The sequence below is a fragment of the Corynebacterium uterequi genome (assembly GCF_001021065.1).
In the GTDB taxonomy this organism is placed as follows: Bacteria; Actinomycetota; Actinomycetes; order Mycobacteriales; family Mycobacteriaceae; genus Corynebacterium; species Corynebacterium uterequi.
The window spans coordinates 721762-746484 of the sequence record NZ_CP011546.1 but is presented as its reverse complement, the minus strand read 5'-3'; the positions used below and the strand labels follow the sequence as shown (position 1 = coordinate 746484).

At 64.9% G+C, this 24723-nt stretch carries 18 protein-coding genes; 5 read left to right on the top strand and 13 right to left on the bottom strand.

Translation table 11 applies throughout. From position 1 onward, the window contains the following. The first annotated feature begins 3 nt into the window (after positions 1–3). The gene (locus CUTER_RS03500; protein WP_052844011.1) at positions 4–687 is read left to right on the top strand and encodes a response regulator; all 684 of its coding nucleotides are present in this window, start codon (positions 4–6) and stop codon (positions 685–687) included. Here CUTER_RS03500 and CUTER_RS03495 read toward each other — a convergent pair. Beyond that, positions 684–2504: an ABC-F family ATP-binding cassette domain-containing protein gene (locus tag CUTER_RS03495; RefSeq protein ID WP_047259257.1), complete on the bottom strand. Its 1821-nt coding sequence runs from the start codon at positions 2502–2504 to the stop codon at positions 684–686. The genes CUTER_RS03500 and CUTER_RS03495 overlap by 4 nt on opposite strands. Before the next feature lie 84 nt (positions 2505–2588). Between CUTER_RS03495 and CUTER_RS03490 the strand changes: the two genes are divergently transcribed. Next, the gene (locus CUTER_RS03490) at positions 2589–3866 is read left to right on the top strand and encodes a hypothetical protein (protein ID WP_047259256.1); all 1278 of its coding nucleotides are present in this window, start codon (positions 2589–2591) and stop codon (positions 3864–3866) included. Here CUTER_RS03490 and CUTER_RS03485 read toward each other — a convergent pair. The 8 genes from CUTER_RS03485 to rsmI all read right to left on the bottom strand — a co-directional run bounded on the left by CUTER_RS03485 (position 3863) and on the right by rsmI (position 18903). Further along, positions 3863–4837: a 4-(cytidine 5'-diphospho)-2-C-methyl-D-erythritol kinase gene (locus CUTER_RS03485; RefSeq protein ID WP_047259255.1), complete on the bottom strand. Its 975-nt coding sequence runs from the start codon at positions 4835–4837 to the stop codon at positions 3863–3865. The genes CUTER_RS03490 and CUTER_RS03485 overlap by 4 nt on opposite strands. Then, a complete protein-coding gene (gene rsmA / locus CUTER_RS03480; protein WP_047259254.1) occupies positions 4834–5727 on the bottom strand; it encodes a 16S rRNA (adenine(1518)-N(6)/adenine(1519)-N(6))-dimethyltransferase RsmA in 894 nt (297 codons plus the stop codon). The genes CUTER_RS03485 and rsmA overlap by 4 nt, the downstream gene beginning before the upstream one ends. A 22-nt stretch (positions 5728–5749) precedes the next feature. After that, on the bottom strand, positions 5750–6880 hold the full coding sequence (locus CUTER_RS03475; RefSeq protein WP_047259253.1) for a resuscitation-promoting factor: 1131 nt from the start codon (positions 6878–6880) through the stop codon (positions 5750–5752). A 355-nt stretch (positions 6881–7235) separates the two neighbouring features. Continuing rightward, positions 7236–11804: a hypothetical protein gene (locus CUTER_RS03470; RefSeq protein ID WP_158408112.1), complete on the bottom strand. Its 4569-nt coding sequence runs from the start codon at positions 11802–11804 to the stop codon at positions 7236–7238. A gap of 1395 nt (positions 11805–13199) precedes the next feature. Further along, positions 13200–14039, bottom strand: coding sequence for a TatD family hydrolase (locus CUTER_RS03465; protein ID WP_047259251.1), 840 nt, complete (start codon positions 14037–14039; stop codon positions 13200–13202). Positions 14040–14070: 31 nt separating this feature from the next. Beyond that, the gene (gene metG / locus CUTER_RS03460) at positions 14071–15927 is read right to left on the bottom strand and encodes a methionine--tRNA ligase (protein ID WP_047259250.1); all 1857 of its coding nucleotides are present in this window, start codon (positions 15925–15927) and stop codon (positions 14071–14073) included. A gap of 104 nt (positions 15928–16031) precedes the next feature. Then, the gene (locus CUTER_RS03455) at positions 16032–17870 is read right to left on the bottom strand and encodes a BCCT family transporter (RefSeq protein ID WP_082121249.1); all 1839 of its coding nucleotides are present in this window, start codon (positions 17868–17870) and stop codon (positions 16032–16034) included. Between the two features lie 163 nt (positions 17871–18033). Then, entirely contained in the window at positions 18034–18903 is an 870-nt protein-coding gene (gene rsmI, locus CUTER_RS11865) for a 16S rRNA (cytidine(1402)-2'-O)-methyltransferase (protein WP_047260564.1), read from the bottom strand. Positions 18904–18936: 33 nt separating this feature from the next. On the opposite strand from rsmI, the gene CUTER_RS03445 reads away from it, so the two are divergent. Then, positions 18937–20505 carry a dolichyl-phosphate-mannose--protein mannosyltransferase gene (locus CUTER_RS03445; protein ID WP_236684755.1) on the top strand — a complete coding sequence of 523 codons (1569 nt, stop codon included), beginning with the start codon at positions 18937–18939 and terminating at the stop codon, positions 20503–20505. A 39-nt stretch (positions 20506–20544) separates the two neighbouring features. Here CUTER_RS03445 and CUTER_RS11565 read toward each other — a convergent pair whose 3' ends face one another. Further along, positions 20545–21246 carry a zf-HC2 domain-containing protein gene (locus tag CUTER_RS11565; protein ID WP_047259249.1) on the bottom strand — a complete coding sequence of 234 codons (702 nt, stop codon included), beginning with the start codon at positions 21244–21246 and terminating at the stop codon, positions 20545–20547. Next, positions 21239–21646 (bottom strand): DoxX family protein, encoded by a 408-nt coding sequence (locus CUTER_RS03435; protein WP_047259248.1) that lies wholly within the window; start codon positions 21644–21646, stop codon positions 21239–21241. The genes CUTER_RS11565 and CUTER_RS03435 overlap by 8 nt, the downstream gene beginning before the upstream one ends. A gap of 55 nt (positions 21647–21701) precedes the next feature. Here CUTER_RS03435 and CUTER_RS03430 point away from each other — a divergent pair, with 55 nt between their 5' ends. Both CUTER_RS03430 and CUTER_RS03425 read left to right on the top strand, forming a co-directional pair. Continuing rightward, a complete protein-coding gene (locus CUTER_RS03430; RefSeq protein ID WP_047259247.1) occupies positions 21702–22229 on the top strand; it encodes a methylated-DNA--[protein]-cysteine S-methyltransferase in 528 nt (175 codons plus the stop codon). A 2-nt stretch (positions 22230–22231) separates the two neighbouring features. Continuing rightward, positions 22232–22876 carry a DNA-3-methyladenine glycosylase I gene (locus tag CUTER_RS03425; protein ID WP_047259246.1) on the top strand — a complete coding sequence of 215 codons (645 nt, stop codon included), beginning with the start codon at positions 22232–22234 and terminating at the stop codon, positions 22874–22876. Here CUTER_RS03425 and sepX read toward each other — a convergent pair. Continuing rightward, the gene (gene sepX / locus CUTER_RS03420; RefSeq protein ID WP_047259245.1) at positions 22873–23955 is read right to left on the bottom strand and encodes a divisome protein SepX/GlpR; all 1083 of its coding nucleotides are present in this window, start codon (positions 23953–23955) and stop codon (positions 22873–22875) included. The genes CUTER_RS03425 and sepX overlap by 4 nt on opposite strands. A 30-nt stretch (positions 23956–23985) precedes the next feature. Then, positions 23986–24723 (bottom strand): GNAT family N-acetyltransferase, encoded by a 738-nt coding sequence (locus CUTER_RS03415; protein WP_047259244.1) that lies wholly within the window; start codon positions 24721–24723, stop codon positions 23986–23988.

Below are 24723 nucleotides of genomic sequence, written 5' to 3'. Positions count from 1 at the left end.
CTCGTGTCCGAGATAACTCGAATCCTGCTGGTCGACGACGACCCTGCGATCATCCGCGCGTTCAAGATTTACTTCGAAACCACGGATGATCTCAAGGTCGTCGCCGAAGCGCGTAATGGCCGCGAAGCCATCGATCTGCTCAACCGGATCTCCGTGGACCTGGTTCTCTCAGACATCCGCATGCCCGATATCAACGGTATCGAGCTACTCAAGATCATCCGCCGCACCGAGGAGTCTCCGGTGTTCGTCGCGATCACCGGATTCGACACGGACACCACCATGCTCGAAGTCCTCGCCCTCGGTGGCGCCGGCTATATTCTCAAAAGCTCCCGGCCTAAGGAGATCATCGACGCGGTTCGAGACGCCATGTATGGCGGCACCGCCTTGTCCCCGGACTGCGTCAGCCGGCTCGTCGACGCCACCCTGGCCCACAACGCCCGGGGTGCGAAGCGCCCCGTTATGCGGCGGTCGTCGCCGCCGATCAAGATCAACGGCGTCATGCTAAACGAACGCGAGGAGGAAGTCCTCCGCCTCGTGTGCGAAGGAAAGTCCAACGCACAGATCGCGGAAGTGACCCACTTTTCGGAGTCCACCGTGAAGCGGCACGTGTCTTCACTGCTCAAGCGCTTCGGCGTGAAGACCCGCGTGCAGCTCACGCTCATGCTCCTCGGCGGAGCCGGCGCCTAGCCTTCCAGCTGCTCGCCGATCTCCAGCCACTGCATCTCTAGCTCCTCGTGCTCGGCCTGGGCGGCCCGCAGCTCCCGGTCAGCGTCGGCTAGCTTGCCCATGTCCGGATCCGGGTTCATGGACAGCTCGGCTAGCTCCTGTTCGAAGGTTGCGATGCGCTCGGCCGTCTTGGCCATCTTCCTTTCGACGGCGTTGAGCTTCTTCTTCAGTTCCCGCTCCTGCTGCGAACTCAGCCGGGGCTGCCCGTCGGCGGCCGGCGTCGACGCCGTAGCATGCTTCGTTTCACCGAGGTTGATGGGCCCGGAGGCGGCGTCGGCGGCCGCGGCGCGGCGTGCGAGATACTCATCAATTCCCGCCGGCAGGTGGGTGAGCTTGCCGTCTCCGAAGAGCGCGTAGACGTTGTCCGCGATGCGTTCGATGAGGTAGCGGTCGTGAGAGATGACGATGAGCGTCCCCGGCCAGGAGTCGAGCAAGGATTCCAATTCCTGGAGGGTATCGATGTCCAGGTCGTTGGTTGGCTCGTCGAGCAGCAGCAGGTTCGGCTCAGCCATGAGCACCCTCGTCAGTTGGAGACGGCGCCGCTCACCGCCGGAGAGATCCCGGATGAAATCCCGCTGCCGCTTCGCAGAAAACCCGAGGCGTTCGGCGAGCTGGGAGGCGGTGAGCTCCTTCTTGCCCAGCTGAACGTAGCTGGCGACGTCCTCCACGGCGTCCAGGAGGCGCCGGTCCGGGTCCAGGTCATCGAGTTCCTGGCGCAGCCAACCGAGGCGCACGGTTTGACCCTCGATGCGCGTGCCGGCGGTGAGCGCGTGGGCGCCGGCAATAGCGCGCAGCAGCGTCGTTTTGCCGGAACCGTTCACGCCCACCAGGCCGATGCGTTCGCCGGGCGCGAGCCTCCAGGTGAGGTTATCGACGAGGCAGCGGCCGTCGACGGTCTCGATGCGGGCGTCTTCGAGCTCTACGACTACCTTGCCCTGCCGCTGCCGCGAGAAGGCGAGCAACTCGACGCTGTTGCGGGGGGCGGGGACATCGGCGATGAGGGCCTCGGCGGCTTCGATGCGATAGCGCGGCTTCGACGTGCGGGCCGGGGCGCCGCGGCGCAGCCAGGCAAGCTCCTTGCGGGCCAGGTTGCGGCGCCGTTGTTCCATGGCGTCGGCCTGGCGAGCCCGCTCAGCGCGGGCGAAGGTCCAGTCGTTATAGCCACCCTCGTAGAAGTCGACCCGGCCGTCGTGGACCTCCCAGGTTTTGGTTGCCACTGTGTCGAGGAACCAGCGGTCGTGGGTAACGACGATGAGTGCCAGCTTGCGGCTGAGCAGGTGTTCCGCGAGCCATTGGACGCCTTCCACGTCGAGGTGGTTCGTCGGCTCGTCGAGGACGATGAGGTCGAGGTCCTGAACGAGCGCTGCGGCGAGGTTGACGCGGCGTCGTTCCCCGCCGGACAGCTCCCCCACCGCGGTGCCTAGGCCCAGCTCGGCCACGCCCAGGCCGCCGAGGACGTCGCGGACGCGGGCGTTAGAGGCCCACTCATAGGTGTCCAGTCCTAGGGGCTCCACCACCACCTGGCCGATGGTGTGGGAGTCGTCGAGCTTCGCCTGTTGGGTGACGACCGCCATGCGCAGGTCCGAGGCGTGGGATACCCGCCCGGAGTCGGCCGGCGCGATGCCGGTGAGGACCTCGAGCAAGGTGGTTTTACCGCCGCCGTTGAGGCCGACGACGCCGATGCGGTCCCCGGTTTGCACACCGAGGCTAACGCCGTCGAGCAGAGTCTTCAGCCCGTAGCTTTTCGACACCTTTTCCAGGTTGATGAGGTTGGCCATAGGCATCGATGCTACCGTCCGCCAATGTTGGACAATAGTTGAAAACATTTGCCATTTAGCTGGTAGTCGTATACTTTTGCCCTTATGAAACGTTTCACGATGACCGCGGTCTTGGCCGCGAGCGCCCTCGCCCTGGCCTCCTGCTCGTCCCCCGACAGCCGCACCGAGGCCACCTCGGAAACCACCACCACCGCCGCCGAGAAGGCCCACGAGGGACACTCCCACGACGGCCACGAGCACGATGCCGAGCAGAAGGAAGTGTCCTCGCTCACCCCTCGCGTGGTCCTCACCCACGAGGGCGGTATTACCACCATCGATTCGCTCTCCGGAGAGGCCCTCGACGCCGTCGACGAGCCCGGCTTCTACCGCCTCAACCACGCCGGCGACGGCCGCCACGTCATGGTTACCGACTCCGACGTGTTCCGCGTCTATGACTCCGGCAACGAAGCCGCCAAGCACGAGGACCACTACCACTACTACGAGTCCGCCCCGCACCTGAAGGACACGTCCTACGACGCCGCCAAGGCCGGCCACGTCGTCCACCACGAGGGGCTGACGGCGCTGTTCTCGGACGCCACCGGCGATGTCACCATCGTCGCCACTGACGAGATCGCCAACCCGGATGCGAAGACAACCACCCTGTCCACCGGCGCGGCCCACCACGGCGTCGCCGTGCCCTTCGAGGACGGCTCCGTGCTGCACACCGTCGGCACCGAAGAGGAACGCCACACCATCCGCCACGTCGCGGCCGACGGCACCGTCCTCGCCGAGACCGACAACTGCCCGGGCGTCCACGGCGAAGCCGTCGCCGACGGCGAGGCCGTCGTGTTCGGCTGCACCAACGGCCCCGTGGTCTACCGCGACGGCGCCTTCACCAAGATTGCGGCCTCCGGCTACCAGCGCAACGGCAACCTCGCCGGCTCGGAGGACTCCCCCATCGTGCTCGGCGACAACAAGACCGAGAAGGACGCGGAATTCGAGCGCCCCACCTCGGTGGTGCTCATCGACTCCCGTGACGCCAGCCTGCGCACCGTCGAGCTCGGCTCCTCCTACTGGTTCCGCTCCCTGGCGCGCGGCCCTGAGGGCGAAGCCATCGTGCTGACCTACGACGGCGAGCTCGTCATCATCGATGAGGAGACCGGCGAGATCACCAACAAGATCAAGGTCATCGAGCCGTGGCGGGAGAAGGAGGAGTGGCAGCAGCCGGGCCCGATCCTCAAGGTAGCCGGGACCGACGCCTACGTCACCGACGCGGCGAATAACACCCTCGTCGTCGTCGACCTCACCTCCGGCGAGATCGCGCTCGAGCACAAGCTCGACTTCTCCCCGGTGGAGATGGCCGTCGCCACCGGCCGCGCCTAGTCCGTCACCAGCTGCGCCGGGCCGGCCGGCCCGGACACCGCCAGCGCCTTCGTTCCCGGCAGCTGAGTAACCACCTCGGCGCCCACCTGTCGGGCGGTGTCAGCGTCTTCGCAGAGCAACGCGCACGTCGGCCCGGATCCGGAGACGATGCCGGCCAGCGCGCCCTCGTCAATCCCGACCTCCAGCACCCGCCGCAGATCCGGGCGCAGCGACAACGCCGCCGCCTGCAGGTCATTGTGCAGGGCGCGCGCGAGCGACTGCGGGTCGGCGCTCATGAGCGCCTCCCCCACCGCCGCCGGGTCAAGCTGTGGTGCTAACGCTTCCGGCCGGGCTGCGCGCAACTCGTCGAGCTTGCGGAACACCGTCGGCGTCGACAGCCCCTCCCGCGAGGTAATCATCGCCCAGTGATACTTCCCCCGCGACAGCATGGGCACCAGTTCATCACCGCGTCCGGAGCCCACCGCCGTGCCCCCGGACAACACGAAGGGGACGTCCGCGCCGAGCAGCTTAGCGATCTCCACGAGCTCCTCCGCCGGGAGGGTAGTCGTCTCGTAGTAGCGGGCGAACCAGGCATCAGCCGCGACGAGGGCGGCCGCCGCGTCGGCGGAGCCCCCGGCCATCCCGCCGGCGATGGGAATGTGCTTATCAATATCAATGCGCACGGCTGGCAGACGACGTTCGCCGTGGCGGCGACGATAAAGCCACCCCACGCCGGCTACTGCGCGCCACGCCAAATTTGTCTCATCCGTCGGCACCTCGCCGACGACGCTCTGGGACACCGTCATCTCCGCTACCGGCGCGTCCGTGCTGGCGACCGCGCCCGTTGGACTCAGCGTGACCGTGTCCGCGACGTCGAGCGACTGGAACACCGTCACCAAGTCGTGGTAGCCGTCCTCGCGCAGCGCGCCCACTCCCAGGTGCAGGTTCACTTTCCCGTGGGCGCTGGCCGCCACCACCGTGTCGAGGCTCATCGCGTGGCCTCCACTCCGGCCAGCCGGACAAAGTCGGCAACGGAGAGCTTTTCACCGCGGAGTTTCGGGTCAATCCCGGCCGCGACGAGCGCTTCTTCAGCGGCAGCCGGGGACCCGAAGTACCCGCCGAGGGCGGCCCGAAGCGTCTTGCGTCGCTGGGCAAACGCGGCGTCGACGAGCGGGAATACCCGCTCGCGAGCCTCTACCGACCACGGAGCCTCCGGGTAGCGGTCGATGCGCACCAGGCCGGACTCGATGTTCGGCTCCGGCCAGAACACGTGCTTACCGATGGCGCCGGCGCGGCGAACCTCGCCGTAGAAGGACGCTTTGACACTAGGCACCCCGTAGGTGCGGGAGCCGGGCGCGGCGGCCAGGCGATCGGCCACCTCGGACTGGACCATGACCAGCACCCGGGTGATGCTGGGAAATGTCTCAAGGAAGTGCAGGAGCACCGGCACGGACACGTTGTACGGCAGGTTAGCCACCAAGGCGGTGGGGCGGTCCACATCCGCCGCGCCCACCTCCAGGGCGTTCGCGGTGACCACGGTCAGCCGGTCGGCGCAGCGCGGGGCGCGTTCGGCGGCGGTGCGCGGTAGCCGCGCGGCGAGGCGCTCGTCGATTTCTACAGCGGTGACCCGGCCGGCGGTATCCAGCAACGCCAGGGTCAGCGACCCGAGACCAGGGCCGATCTCGACGACGTGATCCTCAGCCGAAATATCCGCCGCGGCGACGATACGCCGCACCGTGTTCGGGTCGTGGACGAAGTTCTGTCCCAGCTTCTTCGTCGGCACCACGGACAGCTCGGCGGCGAGTTCGCGGATCTCCGCCGGGCCGAGGAGGGCTGAGGCGCGGCTGTCGCCCGAGGCGGGCGGGTGTATCGGGGCTGCCATAGCCCTCAACTATACGGACGAGCTAACGGATCCCCAGCTTCGCGGTGCAGGCCGGCCACGCACCCCAGCCCTGGGCGGCCTGCACGCGCTGTGCGATGTCGATCTGCTGCTCACGCGACGCCTGGGCCGCCGTCGGCGCGTACTGCCCACCGCCGTAGCCCAGCCACGTCGACGGGGCGAATTGCAGGCCGCCGGAGTAACCGTTACCGGTGTCGATGCCCCAGTTACCGCCGGACTCGCACTGAGCGATGGAATCCCACACGGACCCGCTACCGATGGAAGGAGCGGACAAGGACACCGACGGCTTCGTGCCCCGGGCGATGGTAGTCACCGTGGGCTTGGTGATGACCTTCTCCTCGACGACCTCCGAAGACTCCTCCACGCCGTTGACGGTGGTCACTCGCGTGCGCACCTCAGTCTCGCCGTCCTTACCCTGAGAAACGACGCTCTCGGTGCCGGCCTCGGCCTCGGGATCGTCAACGTACTCCACCGGGGACTCGACGGTCACCTTCTCCGTCGTTTCCTCGATGGTCACGCGATCGATCGTGATGTCCAGGTTGTCCGTCACCGGCGAGTTCAGGGCGGGGGACACCCGATCATGTTTACCCAACGTGATCCCTTGTGCAGCGAGGGCGTCCTTCACGGTGGACACTGCCACCTGGGTAAACGTCACCGAACCGGCGTCGTCAATGGCGACGATCTTCGGAGTGGTGACGGTGACCTTCATCCCATCGGTCAACGGCTGGTTGACGTCCTCGGCTACGTGGGCACCGCGAGTGAGCGCGGGGTTTTCGGCCAACAGAGCACCCACCGTCTGAGCGGTGGATTCGACGGGGGTCTCGCGGCCGTCGATGACGAGGGCGACCGGCTTGAGCGTGTTAATCGTGATGTGAGTACCACTGGTCAGCGGCGTGCCGGGGGCCGGGGAGACGACGTCGCCGGGCTCGACATCCACCTGTGCGCGCTCTAGGGCGCCGGCGACGTCACCAGCCAGGGTGGACAGCTGGATCGATTCACCGTCGTAGTCAATCGTGACGTCCTTGTAGGCGACGGTGACCACGGCACCACCCACGGCTAGGGCACCGACCACGCTGCCGGCCGCCATGCGCTTGAGGGGCAGCTTCTGGCCGATGTGGGTCTTCGTGTTAGCCATGGCAGGTGATTCTCTTCTTTCGTGCTCGCGAATCCATCACAGATATGCCATCACATTAAGGTAACAACCGCTGGCTGACAAGTGTTTTTTATTGACCAGCATCATTGCATAGCCCCCCAGTCACACCCGTCACAACAACCCCAGTGGACACACTGTGAGGTTTCGATTCCCGCGCGAGCGACAGTGCCGACGGCGAAGGCGGGCTCAGGTCTAGCCGCGGAAGGCGGCGTGGCGCATCACCGTGCGTATCTCACAGCAGACCTTTGCAGAAGAAGAGTCCGCCCGAACCGATTATTGATCAGGACGGGCGGATGTTAGCCGGCCTAGCAAGCTTTGCAGCGAGGCCGGCTAACGCTTAGAAGCGGCCGAGGAAGCCCCACGCGGAGCTACCGAAAACCACACCACCCTCCTCGCTGCCAGACCCGGTAGTGCTACCGGAACCACCAACAAACTGGGCGAAGAACCCACAGATCACACCGAACACACCCTGGATCGCCTGGGTGCCGAGCAGAATCGGCTGAGCCAACAAGGCCAGCAACGACCCCACACCCACCGAGCTACCCACAGCCGGAACCACAGCAGCGGACGAGGCATTCCCCGCGTCAGACGACCCCACCGGCACGCTGGAACCCTGCGCCGGGGCACTGGACTGCTCAGCAGAAGAGCTCCCACCAGCCGGGGCAGGTGCAGGTGCAGGGACAACCGGCAAGCTAGAACCCCACGCCGGCAGAGTCAACCCCGGTAACGAGGAACCACCAGCAGACGGTGCACCCTGCTCGCCATCAGACGAACCACCCGGGATCACACCAGCGGTGTGATCGGCATCATCACCGGCAAGCGACGAGCTACCCGAACCTGAACCACCGCCGAGGAGGTTACCAATAGCAGCGACAATGGTCGCCAGGGTATCCCCACTGAACAGCCCGGAACTCAGCAGCCCAGAGAAGATAGGATCCTCAACCGGCTCGGGCTTCGGCTCGGGCTTGGGCTCAGGCTTGGGTTCGGGCTTCGGGGCCGGCTCCGGGTTGAGATCCGGATACTTGGCCTCAACACTGTTCGGCTCATCACCAACCCACGACGCACCCTGCTCATCCGCCACCGGCTTCGGCTCAGGCTTCGGCTCAGGCTTGGGCTCGGGCTTAGGAGCCGGCTCCGGGTTGAGATCCGGATACTTGGCCTCAACACTGTTCGGCTCATCACCAACCCACGACGCACCCTGCTCATCCGGGGTGAGGTCCACGGTGTTATTCGGGTAGTCATTCGGCTCGGCACCGAATCCGTCGGGCAGCGGGCCGGTTTCGACGGTGCCGCCGTCTTCGACGAAGTCACCGAACTCGGCCTCGTCCGAAGCCGTCGGATCAGGAAGATCCTCGCCAATGAAACCATCAGGCAACGGACCAGTCTCCACCAGACCGCCAGACTCAGTCTCACCAGCAAGCGGGTCAAAGTCACCGAACTCAGCATCGGTGTGCGTCACCCCACCGAGGGACTCATCCGTGGACTCAATGACCTCACCACCAGTGACAGTCTCACCAGCCAACGGATCGAAATCACCGAACTCAGCATCGGTGTGCGTCACCCCACCGAGGGACTCATCCGTGGACTCAATGACCTCACCACCAGTGCCAGTCTCACCAGCCAACGGATCGAAATCACCGAACTCAGCATCGGTGTGCGTCACCCCACCGAGGGACTCATCCGTGGACTCAATGACCTCACCACCAGTGACAGTCTCACCAGCCAACGGATCGAAATCACCGAACTCAGCATCAGTGTGCGTCACCCCACCGAGAGACTCATCCGTGGACTCAATGACCTCACCACCAGTGACAGTCTCACCAGCCAACGGATCGAAATCACCGAACTCAGCATCAGTGTGCGTCACCCCACCGAGAGACTCATCCGTGGACTCAATGACCTCACCACCGGTTTCGAAGAAGTCTTCGTACTTGGCATCTTCGGTGGCCGCTGGGTCCGGGATGTCATCGGCCTCGAACCCATCGGGGAGTTCTCCAGTGAGAGCTGTATTCGGGATGACTGTCATGCTGACCGGATCACGGAACGGACTCTCCACCGTCACCGACTCACCCGGAATCAACGCCCCCTCCGGCACCGGCAACGTCCACGTCCCATTATCAGCAACCACCACAGTCGCCGACTCACCATTCGGGAAGCCCACCGTCAACTCAACACCAGGCTCACCCTTACCAGTGATGAACTCGTCACTATCGTCCACCGGGTCAACTGTGGTTAGTGCTGCAGGCACCGCCGTCGGATCATCATTCGGCAGAATCTCCTTACGAGTCTCCACCGGACCATCCGCACCCATCTGCGACACCACGATCTCACCCTCACCAGGCAGACCATCCGCCGACTCCACCGGCACCGTCCAGAAACCATTCTCCCCAACAATCACCTGCTTGGGATCCTGACCCGGAACAACCACCGTAATCGGAGTATTCGGCTCACCACGACCAGTAACCACCTGATCACCAGCATTCGGCTGATGAATCTCCGTCACCGCCGAAGGCACCGCCGTCGGATCATCATTCGGCAGAATCTCCTTACGAGTCTCCACCGGACCATCCGCACCCATCTGCGACACCACGATCTCACCCTCACCAGGCAGACCATCCGCCGACTCCACCGGCACCGTCCAGAAACCATTCTCCCCAACAATCACCTGCTTGGGATCCTGACCCGGAACAACCACCGTAATCGGAGTATTCGGCTCACCACGACCAGTAACCACCTGATCACCAGCATTCGGCTGATGAATCTCCGTCACCGCCGAAGGCACCGCCGTCGGATCATCATTCGGCAGAATCTCCTTACGAGTCTCCACCGGACCATCCGCACCCATCTGCGACACCACGATCTCACCCTCACCAGGCAGACCATCCGCCGACTCCACCGGCACCGTCCAGAAACCATTCTCCCCAACAATCACCTGCTTGGGATCCTGACCCGGAACAACCACCGTAATCGGAGTATTCGGCTCACCACGACCAGTAACCACCTGATCACCAGCATTCGGCTGATGAATCTCCGTCACCGCCGAAGGCACCGCCGTCGGATCATCATTCGGCAGAATCTCCTTACGAGTCTCCACCGGACCATCCGCACCCATCTGCGACACCACGATCTCACCCTCACCAGGCAGACCATCCGCCGACTCCACCGGCACCGTCCAGAAACCATTCTCCCCAACAATCACCTGCTTGGGATCCTGACCCGGAACAACCACCGTAATCGGAGTATTCGGCTCACCACGACCAGTAACCACCTGATCACCAGCATTCGGCTGATGAATCTCCGTCACCGCCGAAGGCACCGCCGTCGGATCATCATTCGGCAGAATCTCCTTACGAGTCTCCACCGGACCATCCGCACCCATCTGCGACACCACGATCTCACCCTCACCAGGCAGACCATCCGCCGACTCCACCGGCACCGTCCAGAAACCATTCTCCCCAACAATCACCTGCTTGGGATCCTGACCCGGAACAACCACCGTAATCGGAGTATTCGGCTCACCACGACCAGTAACCACCTGATCACCAGCATTCGGCTGATGAATCTCCGTCACCGCCGAAGGCACCGCCGTCGGATCATCATTCGGCAGAATCTCCTTACGAGTCTCCACCGGACCATCCGCACCCATCTGCGACACCACGATCTCACCCTCACCAGGCAGACCATCCGCCGACTCCACCGGCACCGTCCAGAAACCATTCTCCCCAACAATCACCTGCTTGGGATCCTGACCCGGAACAACCACCGTAATCGGAGTATTCGGCTCACCACGACCAGTAACCACCTGATCACCAGCATTCGGCTGATGAATCTCCGTCACCGCCGAAGGCACCGCCGTCGGATCATCATTCGGCAGAATCTCCTTACGAGTCTCCACCGGACCATCCGCACCCATCTGCGACACCACGATCTCACCCTCACCAGGCAGACCATCCGCCGACTCCACCGGCACCGTCCAGAAACCATTCTCCCCAACAATCACCTGCTTGGGATCCTGACCCGGAACAACCACCGTAATCGGAGTATTCGGCTCACCACGACCAGTAACCACCTGATCACCAGCATTCGGCTGATGAATCTCCGTCACCGCCGAAGGCACCGCCGTCGGATCATCATTCGGCAGAATCTCCTTACGAGTCTCCACCGGACCATCCGCACCCATCTGCGACACCACGATCTCACCCTCACCAGGCAGACCATCCGCCGACTCCACCGGCACCGTCCAGAAACCATTCTCCCCAACAATCACCTGCTTGGGATCCTGACCCGGAACAACCACCGTAATCGGAGTATTCGGCTCACCACGACCAGTAACCACCTGATCACCAGCATTCGGCTGATGAATCTCCGTCACCGCCGAAGGCACCGCCGTCGGATCATCATTCGGCAGAATCTCCTTACGAGTCTCCACCGGACCATCCGCACCCATCTGCGACACCACGATCTCACCCTCACCAGGCAGACCATCCGCCGACTCCACCGGCACCGTCCAGAAACCATTCTCCCCAACAATCACCTGCTTGGGATCCTGACCCGGAACAACCACCGTAATCGGAGTATTCGGCTCACCACGACCAGTAACCACCTGATCACCAGCATTCGGCTGATGAATCTCCGTCACCGCCGAAGGCACCGCCGTCGGATCATCATTCGGCCCAACCGTTTCCTTAACAGGATCCCGATAGGGTACGCTGACCGTAATTACATCACCGAGCTGCAGCGGACGATCCGGCGCAACAGGAGTAGACCACTCCCCTCCATCCCCGATAGGTACAGAGACTACACCCCTGCCAGGAATATCAACGGACACATTGGTGCCGGGAATTCCTGAGCCTGTGATGACCTCGTCGCCTACCTCAACACTGTTGAGCGTCGGGGCGGGAGGCACGTCAGCCTTGTCATACGGGCTGGTATTGGCAGCATCCTCGTCGTCGTTTGATGCCTTGTCGCCATCGATGTCTGGATCGGTTTTATCAGGTATACCGTCTCGGTCCGTGTCCCGCTGGACGGTAATCTTGACTGAATCCCTGTTGACGGTCCCATTCCCATTAGGGGACTCGACAGTAACTTCGAATTTTCTTTCCAGCTCACGAGGTAGAACATCACCCCAGTCATCAAGCTCCGGAGTCCCCTGCAAAGATCCTTCAGTTATTGATAGCCACGAAGGAGGAAGACCTGCCAACGTAGAGCCGTCTGGCAGGTTCGATACATTGATCGGTTTACCCTCGAGAACGATTAGGTCCTGGATATGGTCGTCCGCGGTATCCTTGGGCTTTTCCGGTTCGGGATCGCTGACGACATTCGCAATATGGTCGTCCACACCACCGTTATTGGGGTCCGACTCTTCATCTCCTGCATAGAATCTAGCGATGCTTACATTCCAGGACCCATCGGTGAAGAGAACGACAATCGGAACATTGCGGGTGCTCCCATCAACAACGATGGGCCCCCTCGTGATCGGCCCGACTTCGCCGGTCGATTCAGAAACCCTGGGCGCACCACCTGCTAGATTTCCGTTCGCGCCACCAAACCAACCGATCCAGACATCATTCTTATTCTGCTCCCAGTTCAGACCATAGTAGTTCCCCTCAGTGTTGACCAAACCTACAGGAGACGAAAACCGGGCACCGCTGGCCAGGAAATAACGAGTACCAGGAGGCATTTGGTTCTTCACCTTGTTTGAACTTTTTTGCCTCGTCTGGAGGTAGGTCGTTCCATATTCGGCATGATACTTCAGTGACATCGAATCTGGTCGGTTCCAGTTGTCCATGGACGCAGTCTCTCCCAGCTCCCCTCTAAGTGGTTCAGCCGGGTTGGCGTCTGGGGATATCGCTGCGGACGCTGTGCCCACTATCCCCACTGGGCCGATGAGCTGGAGGGTTCCCGTGGCCGCGAGTGCGGTGGCGGTGGTGAGGGCCAGGGATCGGCGGGAGAGGATCGTGGTGTTGAGGCCATTGATAGCCAAGAGAGCGGCGTTGCGAGAGAAGCGGGAGGGCTTGAGGTGCTTACCCATGCGAAAATCCTATGACTGCTAGACGGTGGGACAACGCGGACTCTACGCCCGCTACCAATGGACATCCACCGAAAGGTTGATTTCAGCCAAAGACAGTCCCCCCCCCCTTATTTTGGGGGTATTATAACTTTCCTACAACAGTTTATGGGCTTGGATTCAGGTCAACCTCAGCCACGGCTCAGCTTAGACTTCACTCACTTCCGAAAAGCAACGCAAACCCTCATAGAAAAGGTCTGATCTTACCCCCTCGGCCGAGTTTGCGGCCCAGGTCTAGCCGACCTGATACACCCGCGCGAATGTCGCCGTGACCTCCGTAGCCAGCTCCTCGACGGCCATCCCGCGGGCCTGCGCCACCACTTCCGCCGTATGCCCGATGAGCGACGGTTCGTTGCGCGCGCCCCGGAACGGCTCCGGGGTCATGTAGGGCGCGTCGGTCTCAATGAGCCACTGCCCCACCGGCGCCAGGGCTGCCGCGGCCCGCAGCTCGTCGTTGCGTTTAAACGTCACGTTGCCCGCAAAGCTCAACACGTATCCCCGATCCAGCGCCTCTCGCGCGACGTTAAGCGGCGAGGAAAAACAGTGCAGGATGACCTCTCGAGGGCGCGGGGCGTCGTCGAGTATGCGCAGCAGCTCCTCGTCTCCCTCCCGGTTGTGGATCATCAGCGCCTTACCACTCGAACATGCGAGGTCGATGTGCCAGCGCAGCGCCTCTTCCTGCACATCCAGGGGCGCGGTGCTGTCCGGAGCGTGGGTCAGCCAGTAGGTATCGATGCCGGTCTCCCCAATCGCCACGCAGCGGGGATCCGCCGCCATGTCGGTCAGTTCAGCCCGGGCTGCTTCCGTCAGCTCTGCGGCGCGGGTGGGATGAATCGCACACGCGGCGAAAACACGCTCATGGCCGCGGGCGGCGTCGAGCGCCTGCCGGGCTTCGGCTAAGCCGTCGCCTACCGTGCACACCCACCGCACGCCAGCGGCGTCGGCTCGCTCCATCATGGCGGCGACGTCCTCGGCGGTCGTCGCCCCTGCGGAGGCAAGGTGGGTATGCGCGTCGATGAGGCCAGGGATGGTCCGGGCCGGAACAGGGGTGGGGCGGGGCTTCTTCTTCGACATGTCTGTACACCTTAACCGCCCCGACGGGCTGTTACTTGTGCACGGGGGCCCACTCGGGGCCGGTCTCAGCAAGCTCCGGGTCCAGCTTGGCCACCAGCGGCTTCGGCTTGCTCAATGTGGTTCCAGGCACGACGTCGACGCGGGCCCACGTGGCCGCCTGCGAGGCGTAGTCGCCCGTGATGACCGGGTAACTCTGCCCCTGTTCGGGCACGCCGACGCCCACCGGCTGCTCGGGGGAATCGTCGACGACGTCCCGGATCTCCGGCAGGGCCGCCCAGACGCCGTCGCGCCCCAGAGTCTCGTGCACCCGCTGCGCGAGGTGCGGAAGGTACGGGGTGAGCATGACGTTGCAGTCGCTGACCACCTGCAGCGCGGTCCACAGCACGGTGGCCAGCCGGGACCCTGGCTCCGTGGCGCCGTCGAGCTTTGCCAGCTTCCACGGCTCCTGCGCGGCGATGTAGGCATTCGCCTCGCCAACCAACTGCATGACGGCGGTGATGCCGTTTTTGAACTTCGCCTTGGCCAGCGACGCGCCCACCTCGTCGAACGCGGCGGCCGCCTGGTCCAGCAGCCGGACGTCGTCCTCGCTGAGTTCCCCAGGGGTCGGTACCGCCTGGAAGTTCTTGTACGCCATGGACACGGTGCGGTTGACCAGGTTTCCCCAGCCGTTAGCGAGTTCGTTGTTGACCCGTCGCACGAACTCTTCCCACGTGAAGTCCGTGTCCGTGTTCTCCGGGCCGGCGACGGCGATGAAGTAGCGCAGCGCGTCGGGGCCGAACTCGGCGAGGAAGTCCTTGACGTAGATGACCACGCCCTTGGAGGAGGAGAACTTGGACCCGCTCATCATGAGGAACTCGGAGGAGACCACCTCGGTGGGCAGGTTGAGTTCGCCGTACTTGTGCAGCGTCCCACCCTTGTCGCCCTTGCCCATGTAACCCAGCAACTCGGCGGGCCAGATCTGCGCGTGGAAGGTGATGTTGTCCTTGCCCATGAAGTAGTAGGCCGGGGCCTGAGGATTGTGCCACCAGTTCTTCCAGGCGTCCTCGTCGCCGATGCGGTGCGCCCACTCAATAGAGGCAGAGAGGTAGCCGATCACCGCGTCAAACCACACGTAGAGCTTCTTGGCGTTATTGTCCTGCCAGCCCTCTACCGGAACCGGGATACCCCAGTCGATGTCGCGGGTCATGGCGCGCGGGCGCAGGTCATCGAGCAGGTTGAGGGCGAATTTCAGCACGTTGGGGCGCCAGTCCGTGCGGGTCTTAAGCCACTCGCCCAGGCTGGAAGCGATGGACGGCAGGTCGAGCAGGAAGTGCTCCGTCTCGATGAACTTCGGGGTTTCCCCGTTGATCTTGGAGCGCGGGTCGATGAGATCCGCCGGGTCGAGCTGGTTGCCGCAGGTGTCGCACTGGTCGCCGCGGGCGTCGGTGGCCCCGCAGATGGGGCACGTTCCCTCGATGTAGCGGTCCGGCAGGGTTCGCCCCGTCGACGGCGAGATAGCGCCGAGGGTGGTCTGCCGGATCATGTAACCGTTGTCGTAGAGACCCTTAAAGAGTTCCTGGACCACGGCGTAGTGGTTGCGCGTCGTGGTGCGGGTGAACAGGTCGTAGGACAGCCCCAAGCCGGTGAGGTCCTCGACGATCTGCCGGTTGTACCGATCCGCCATCTCCTTGACGGACACCCCTTCCTTGTCCGCCTGAACCAGCAGCGGGGTGCCGTGCTCGTCCGTACCCGACACCATGAGGACCTTCGCACCGCTCATGCGCTGGTAGCGGGCGAAAACGTCCGCCGGGACCGCGAAGCCGGCCACGTGGCCGATGTGGCGCGGGCCGTTGGCGTAGGGCCACGCCGCAAAAACGAGTACGGGGGTGGAGGTGTCAGGCACAGTCATGCCGGTCATTCTACGGGGTCGCCCGGTCGCGCACCCACTTGAGTAGCAGGGCGAGACCGGGCGTCGACGGGTTCCGTAGCGAGGGTTGAAAAGGCGGTGGCGCCTTAACGCTCGCGGGAGGGCTTGCGGTGCAGCATCGCGCGTCGACGTTGCTTCTGCGCCTCCAGGTACGCCTTCTCCCGGTACTTGCGGCGCTCGATGGCCAGCTGGCGTTGGAAACGTTGGTGCTCTCGGTGATCGAGGTAGATGACGTCGTTGCGCAAGTCCTTAAGGATGGCAACCATGAGGCAGACGACGATGAGCAGGAAGGGCGTCGCGGCAACGATGGTGACGTTTTGAACCGCGTTGAGGGCGTCATCGCCGCCGCCGAGCAGCAGCGTCAAACCCACCAGCGCCGCCAGCACGCCCCACGTGGCGGACAGCCAGCCGGCGGCGTCGGACTTGCCGCGCTGGGACATCGACCCCATGACGGTGGAGGCCGAGTCCGCCGATGTGATGAAGAACGTACCGAGCAGGACGACGGCGACCACGCCCATGATCGTGCCCAGTGGCAAGTTGTGCAGGAGGTTGAACAGCTGGGCCTCGGTACCCAAGTCAGAGACGATGGAGGTGCCGTTTTGCTCCATGCTGATGGCGGTGCCACCGAAGATAGCGAACCACACGGTCGACAGCGCACTCGGGACAATCATGACGCCAAGGCAGAACTCACGGACCGTGCGTCCTCGGGAAATGCGGGCGAGGAACATGCCGACGAAGGGCGACCAGGAGATCCACCAGGCCCAGTAGAAGATGGTCCAGCCGGAGATCCACTCCGCGGCATTGCCGTCGGCGCTTTCGGCGGTGCGACCGGCCATCTCAAAGAACTGAGAGAGGTAGGTGCCGACGGCGCCGGGGATGAGGTTGAGCTGGGTGATCGTGGGGCCAAAGGCGAAGACGAACACGGCGAGAAGGGCGGCCAGCACCATGTTGGTGTTGGACAGGTACTGGATGCCCTTGCCCACGCCGGACAGTGCGGAGAGGACGAACGCCAGGGTGAGGATGAGCACGACGACGAGGATGGTCGTGTTCGACGGGTTATCGACGAAGCCCGAAGCGACCAGGCCGGCGCGGATCTGCAGTGCGCCCAACCCCAGGGAGCAGGCGGTGCCGAAAACGGTGGCGAAGATAGACAGAATGTCGATGAGCTTGCCGAGCACGCCGGTCGCCGCCTTCTCCCCGATCAGCGGCACGAAGGAGGAGGAAATCAGCTGCCGACGCCCGACGCGGAACGTGGAATAGCCGATGGCCAGTCCGACGATGGCGTAGATGGCCCACGGGTGCAGCGTCCAGTGGAACATTGCGGTGGCCATCGCGGTGCCGACCTCGTTCGGTTCGTGTCCGGGTACGCCGTCGCGATAGAAGGACAGCGGCTCGGAGGCGCCGTAGAACATCAGGCCAATGCCCATGCCCGCGGCGAACATCATGGCCACCCAGGAGGTGGTGCGGAATTCGGGTTCTTCGTCCTGGGCGCCGAGCTTGATGGAGCCGAAGCGGCTAAAGGCGACGCACAACACGAAAATGACGAACACCGTGCCGAAGAGGACGAAGGCCCAGCCGAGGCTGTCCAGGACCCAGGTGAACGCGGCGGTGGCCGCGGCGGAGAAGCTCTCTGCGGCGGCGAGGCCCCAGATGACGACGGCGGCAACTAGCACGGCAGCCGGGCCGACGACGGACCAGTCGACCGAGTAGGAGTGCTCCGGCAGTTCCTTCTCGCCGTCGGCGTCTTGGCCAGCGTCGGTGCCGGCGAGGAGGTTCTCGTCGGTGAGCATTGCGGCGAGCTGGCTGGTTGCGCTCGCGGAGTCTAATTCCTCGCGCACGGAGCGGTAGTCTTCGCCAGCGGCGTCGGGTGCCGCTGGCTGATCTGGTTGACGATGTGGCGTTTCGTGTGCAGACATATGGCTCATTGTCCCAACCAACGCCATCAACTCAAGTTATCTTAAGCTCTAGCTCAGTCAGTATTCACCAATAAATAGCCGCCGTTACCTTTTCGTGACCATAGTTTCAACCGGCAGCACCCGGATAGCCCCCAAAGGTCACGACAACATAACGTTATGCTGTCAATGCCTCCTACCGGTCACGCCGCGCTTGAAGTACCGCCTCGTACAACTGCTTATGGCTCACCCCACGCCCCTGCGCCACCTGCCGGCACGCGTCCTTCAAGCGCATCCCCTGATCGACGAGTTCCTCGACGTCGCCCACCAGATCCTCCGGGGCCTCCGCTGCTTCCTCGCCCGTTGCCCCCTCGATGACCACGGTGATCTCCCCGCGCACCCCGTCAGCAGCCCACTCAGCCAGCTCGGCGAGGCTGCCGCGGCGAACCTCCTCGTACGTCTTGGTCAACTCCCGGCACACCGCCGCGCGTCGATCACCCAGAACCTCCGCGGCCGCGGCCAACGTCTCCGCCAACCGATGCGGCGATTCAAAGAAACACACCGCCCGCGGCTGCCCAATCAGCGACTCCAACCAACTGCGGCGGGCTCCCGCCTTCCGGGGCGCGAAACCGTCAAAAAGGAAATGTCCGACGTTGAGCCCCGACAGCGCCAGGGCCGTCGGCACAGCCGAGGGCCCAGGCAGGCACGTCACCGCGACCCCGGCGTCGTGCGCGGCGTTAACGAGCGACAGCCCAGGGTCGGACACCAACGGCATCCCCGCATCCGTCACCACCAGGACACTGCCGTGCCGGGCAGCGTCGAGCAGCCGCTCCACACGCGACTGCTCATTGTGATCGAAATTCGAGATCACCTCAGCCCGCAGCTGCACCCCCAGCGCACTGGCCAACGCCCGCGTGCGCCGAGTATCCTCCGCGGCGATGACATCCGCCGAGGCCAACGCGGCAACCAGCCGCGGCGACGCGTCGCCAATGTTGCCCAACGGCGTCGCCGCCACAATCACCCCGCGGGGCAGGTCCTCGGGCTCTCGTCGCGCACAGGTATCCATGCCGTAAAGCATGGCACACTAGACTCTCCTAGCGTGTACAGCCCGACCACTTCCCCGCGCCACGCGCACCCCAATGCGCCAGCGTGCCCGCCGGCGCCGCGTCGCTACCTGTACACGCGCGCCGACGCATGGTCGACCGCACTGATCGCCCTCCTCGCCCTCATCAGCCGGGTATCGGGACTAACCTTGCCCACGTCCCAGGGAACGCCAGTCTTCGACGAAAAACACTACGTTCCCCAGGCCTGGGACATGGTACGCAGCAACGCCAACCCCCTCGTGGGCGGCATCGAATCCAACCCCGGCTTCGGGCTGGTGGTCCACCCACCGCTGGGCAAGCAGCTGTTGGCTGTAGGCGAGATGGTCTTCGGCTACACGCCCGCCGGTTGGCGTGTCATGACCGCGCTCTTCGGCGTTGGCGTGGTCCTACTGGTCATGGAACTTGCCCGCCGGCTCAGCCACTCCTGGCTGGTCGGCTTTATCGCCGGGCTGTTGGCGGTGTGCGACGGCGTCCTGCTCGTCGGCGCCAAGTTCGGAATGCTCGACATTTTCCAGGTCTTCTTCATCACCGCCGCAGCGCTGGCCCTCGCCATCGACCACGAACAGCTACGCCACCGCATCCATGCCTCCTACACCGCCGGGTACCTCGCCACCTGCGGCCTCGGCTACCGGGCCGGCGTCCGCTGGTGGCGCTTCACCGCCGGCGTCATGCTCGGACTCGCGGTGTCCGTGAAATGGTCGGGTCTGTACTACATGGCGTTCTTCGGGCTGCTCTCCGTCGCCCTCGACGCGGCGCTGCGTCGCCGCTACGGAGTCCGCCGCCCCACGTCCGGCGCACTGCTGCTCGACGCCATCCCCGCTTTCGCCTCGCTGGTCATCGTGCCCATCTTGCTCTACGCCTGGTCCTTCCGCGCCTGGTTCGCCAGCGAAACCTCGGTGTACCGCCACGCCGCCGCCGACGGCTCCATCGACGCCAACTCGTGGCTGCACCATCTACCGGACGCCCTCGCCGGCTGGTTCTACTACCACGCTCAGGTCCTCGAGTTTCACAGCAGCCTGACCTCCTCCTCGGGTAATTCCCACCCCTGGGACTCCAAACCCTGGTCATGGCTGGCCGCCACCCGGCCGGTGCTCTACTCCTCCGCCTCCGACATCGCCTGCGCCGACACCACCTGCCGCTCCGCGATCTACCTCTTCGGCACCCCGCCGATCTGGTGGCTCACCGTGCCCGTGCTCTGCTTCGCAACATGGCGCCTGCTGCGGGGGGATCGACGCTACGTCATCCCCCTCGTTGCCTTCGCCGCCGGTTTTCTCCCCTGGCTGGCGGCGTTCGACCGCCAGATGTACTTCTTCTACGCCATGCCGCTGGCCCCGTTCACCATCGTGCTGCTGGCCCTGGCCACCGGGGACGCCATCGGCCACGGCCGTCCGCGAGCCTGGACGCGCCACCTGGCCGGTCATGTCCTCACGACGGGAACATTCCTCGCCATCGTCTACGTCGCGTCCGTGGTGGCGGCCTTCTTCTATTGGTTGCCGCTGTTCTACGGCATCCTCGTCCCCGACTGGTACTACTGGCAGCTTATGTGGCTACCGAGCTGGTCTTAAAGACCAGCTCGGGGGAGGTCGAAAGAGACCAACTCGGATCTACAACGGGTCCGATCGCAGCGCCCGCCATGCTTGGCTGACCACCAGCCCCTGGTCCGCCACCCACGCCGCGACCAGCGTGAAGACCGTCACCACCAGCACCACCAAGCTCAGAAGCTGCCCCGGCGCGAACCAGCCGAGGACAACGTCGCGGGCGGTAAAGCCAACGAGGAACGCCGCCAAGGTTGCCGGAATCACGATGAACCCGGCAATGAGCTGAGGCCGCCACGCACACATCGCCAACCCCACCGCCAGGGAGAAACGCAACCCCGCCGTTTCTATGAGTGCGCGGACGGTCTCCGGGTGGGCCTGCGGATCGAGAGTGAGCCCATCCGCACCGACGGGCGCGACCCCGTCCGTGGCCCCCACGGTGCGCACCGCCCACACCGCGTACAGCACTGCCAGCACCACGAGCACCACGCGGGCGGTGGCCAGCCAGGCCCGCCGGCTCGCCATCCCGCGGCGCCACTGCGGGTCCACGCCGGCAAGAATGGTGTCCGCCAGGTCGGGCGGCGGGCTCATCCCGTCGTGCGGCGATTCAACGTACATCAACGCCGCCGATAAGTGCGCGGCCCGAGTCTGAAAGGCGCTGCATTCCGGGCAGGCTTGCACGTGTGCGTCAATGACGGCGTCGTCGAGGCCGGCGGGTTCACCGTCGAGGCGGGCGGAGATGGCCGACTGGATCTCGTCGTGGCTAAGCACTCGCCAAAACCCTGTCAAGGCTCGCCCGGCCGGCACCGAACACGACGATGACCAGCAGCGTCACCATCAGCACCGCGGCATACTCGCCGCCGCCCTGGGCGACGAAGAACCCCGCGTCGAGGTGGACGAAGTACACCGCCGCCACCATCATTAACGCCAAAGCGCCGGCCACCACGGTAGACAGCAGGCCCACCACCAGCAGCGCCCCGCCGATCATTTCCGAGAGGCCGGCAACGATCGCCGAGATCCCCGGTTGCGGCACGCCCCACGCCGAGAATTGCCCCGTCGTTTCCGTCAGACCGGTGAGGAAGAACTTGTCATAGCCGTGTGCAACGAACACCACCCCTATGACCACGCGCACGATCAGCAACGCCGCATCCCTCACTGCCGGTCTATCCATGGCGCTAAGACTACCCCACCAGTTCCGCCTTCTCGGGCCGCGTAGGGTGGGCGTTATGAGCGCGCGCTTCGTGGACGAAGACTCCCCTATCGGCGTCCTCAGGCTCATCGCCGACGGCCCCGGGCTCGCCTACGTGGCGTTCCTCGCCGTCGAACGCCCACCCGAGGCCTTCGCCACGGCGGTGGCGTCCCCGGACGACGAGCTGCTCGCCGAGGCCCGCCGCCAGCTGCGGGAGTACTTCGCCGGGGTGCGTCGGCGCTTTATGGTCCCGCTGGCTGGTGCCGGCTCGAGCTTTAGGTGGCGTGCCCAACAGACACTAGGCCGTATCGGTTTTGCAGAAACATGGAACTATGGCGAGCTCGCCGCAGCTGCCGGCAATCCTCGGGCTGTCCGGGCAGCCGGCTCCGCGTGCGCGACGAACCCCGTGCCGCTGTTTCTTCCCTGCCACCGCGTGATCCGCGCCGACGGCAGCGCCGGCGGATATCGCGGTGGCCCGGCGGCAAAACTGTGGCTGCTCGAACATGAACGCGCAGTGCTCGCGTCGACCCCGGAACCGCGCACGAAGGACGGACGTCGAACCTAGTTATGACCGAATTTCTGCTTGGCTCCGACGAACCCGCCGACGATCCCACCGCCTCACCCGACTTGATACCCGGCGACGACGGCTTACTCCGGCCCGCGTGGGCGGCCCGCAACGATCTGCTGCGCCACTACTACGACACCGAATGGGGCATGCCCATCACCGACGAGGCCGGCATGTACGAACGCCTGGTCCTGGAGGGTTTTCAGGCTGGGCTGTCGTGGCTGACCATCTTGCGCAAACGCCCGGCGTTTCGCCGCGCGTTCGACGGCTTCGACCCCGACCTGGTCGCCGCCTACGGCGAGTCCGAGGTGGAACGGTTGATGGCCGACGCCGCCATTGTGCGCAACCGGCGCAAAATCGAGGCCGCTATAACCAACGCCCAGGCGACGCTGCGGCTGCGGGACGACGGTGGGCTCGCCGGCCTGGTGTGGTCCTTCCAACCGGCCGAAACGCCTCGACCGCATTCGGCCGCGGAGGTGCCGTCGACGAGCCCGGAATCGATCGCCCTGGCCCGTGAACTCAAGCGACGCGGCTTCCGATTCGTCGGACCCACCACGGTGTTCGCGCTCATGGAGGCCGTCGGCGTGGTCGATACCCACCTGGTGGGCTCCCATCGCCGCGGCAGCTCAGGTATCTGGCCGGACTAGCCTGCGTCGAGGACGCGGTTGCGGCGAGCCCGGGCCTCGTGGAGGTCGCGGACGTCGGCGCCGGCGGAGCGGGTGTATTCCGCCACCGGGAGGACGTCGAAGTCGGGGCTGTCGTCGTCGAGTTCCACGATCACGGCCCCGTGGCGTCGGCGCTGCACCGACACCCCGGACTGGCGCACGCCCAGGCGGGCCCGGCGCAGGTGATGAATGCGCCGGCGGCGAAGCTCGCGTTCCTGCTGGACCTGGTTGCGCAGCGCGGCCAGGTAGAGCACGGCGACCCCCAGCACACCAGCGGGTGCGGCCCACGCCCAGCCACCAACAACGATGGCGACAACCACGGCGACGACCACGGCCGCGAGGAGCCCGAGGACGGTGCGCTGGCGCCGCGCGTACAGCCGGGCGGTGCGCCGCGCCTCCCGCTCGGGATCCCACCCGCCGCGACCAGAGCGGGCTCGGGCAAAGGCAACGTCCTCCGCTGAGAGCGCCGCGTCACCGCCGTAGCCATCAGATTCGTCCCAGTCGCGGTCCATCGGCACGGGCGTGGCACTGTGCGCGGCGGCTCGGGCTGTCGGATGCAGCAGGTCGGCCGGCCCGACGTAGGTCTCGTCGAAGTCCACCGCATCGATGGCCACGACAGGCGCCTCGTGCTGCGCCTCGTAGTCTTGCTCTGGGGCGTCCTCGGCCGCGGTACCCGCGTCGTCGAGGTCGGCGTCGGCAGGTTCCTCATCGTGGGCGTCATCACCATCGTCGGCGCTGAGGGACTCAACAACCTCCCCGTCCACCACGTGCTGCTGGCGAGCAGCGACCGGCTCCTCGATGAGCAGCGGGGCGTCGTCGTCCCGCGCTTCGACGAGCTCATAGTCCTCCTCGTCATCCTGGCGGGTGGCGTGGACATCCGCGGAGGACACGCTGGGGGCGCGACGCGTGGGCAGCGAGCTGCTTCCTCCCTGGTACAGGACCCGGGTCTCTTCCAGCGCGTCCCCGGAACGGCGGATGGCGCGCTGGTCCTTGAGCACCATGGGGGCCAGGACGAAAATCCACACCGCGATGATGAGCACCACAATGAGACCGTTAGACATGGTTTCCGGGCCGCCTTTTGTGTCGGGAGTTTAGGATTCGTGAATAGTGTAGCGCCCCGCGCGGGGGCGGCCTTCGTGCCACGCCGCGCACCGGCCGGCCTCGATCTGCCGGGCCACGCACGTCGACGCATACTCATCGGCCAGCAACGCCACGAAGTGGTGGTCGCGCCACCGTCCGTCGATGTGCAGGTTGGCGCGGAGGAATCCCTCGTTATGGAAACCGCACTTAGCGAGCACCCGCCCCGACGCCGGGTTGGTGGGCAGGTACGTCGCCGTCAGGCGGTGCAGCCCGATGCGTTCGAAGGCGTGGTCGACGCCGAGGGCGCAGGCCGCCGTCGCCACCCCGGCACCCATATAGGGCGAGTGGACCCAGTAGCCGATCCACGCCTCGCTCAGCGCCCCGTGTTGGATGTTGCCGATGGTGACCTGGCCGGCGAACCGGCCGTCGATGTCGATGACCAGGGGGACAACCGTGCCCTTCTTGGCCGCCGTGCGCAGGAAGGAGAAGTTAGCCTGCCAGGCGTCTCGCTCGTGCGCCCGGTGCCAGCCGCCGCGCTGGGTGGGTTCAACGGGACGAAGCCAGGACTCGTCCGCCCGCCGCTGGCGCGCCCACTCGCCGCCATCCCGCCACGTTAAGGGACGCAACCGCAGGCAGCGACCGTCGTTCAGCGCCACCTTGGGCGAGGCCTCGGGCCAGCCGGGGTGGCGTGGATCCCGGGGGCCGGAAGCGTCGGGCAGCCGGGTGACTTGGTGGAAGAAATCGTGCAT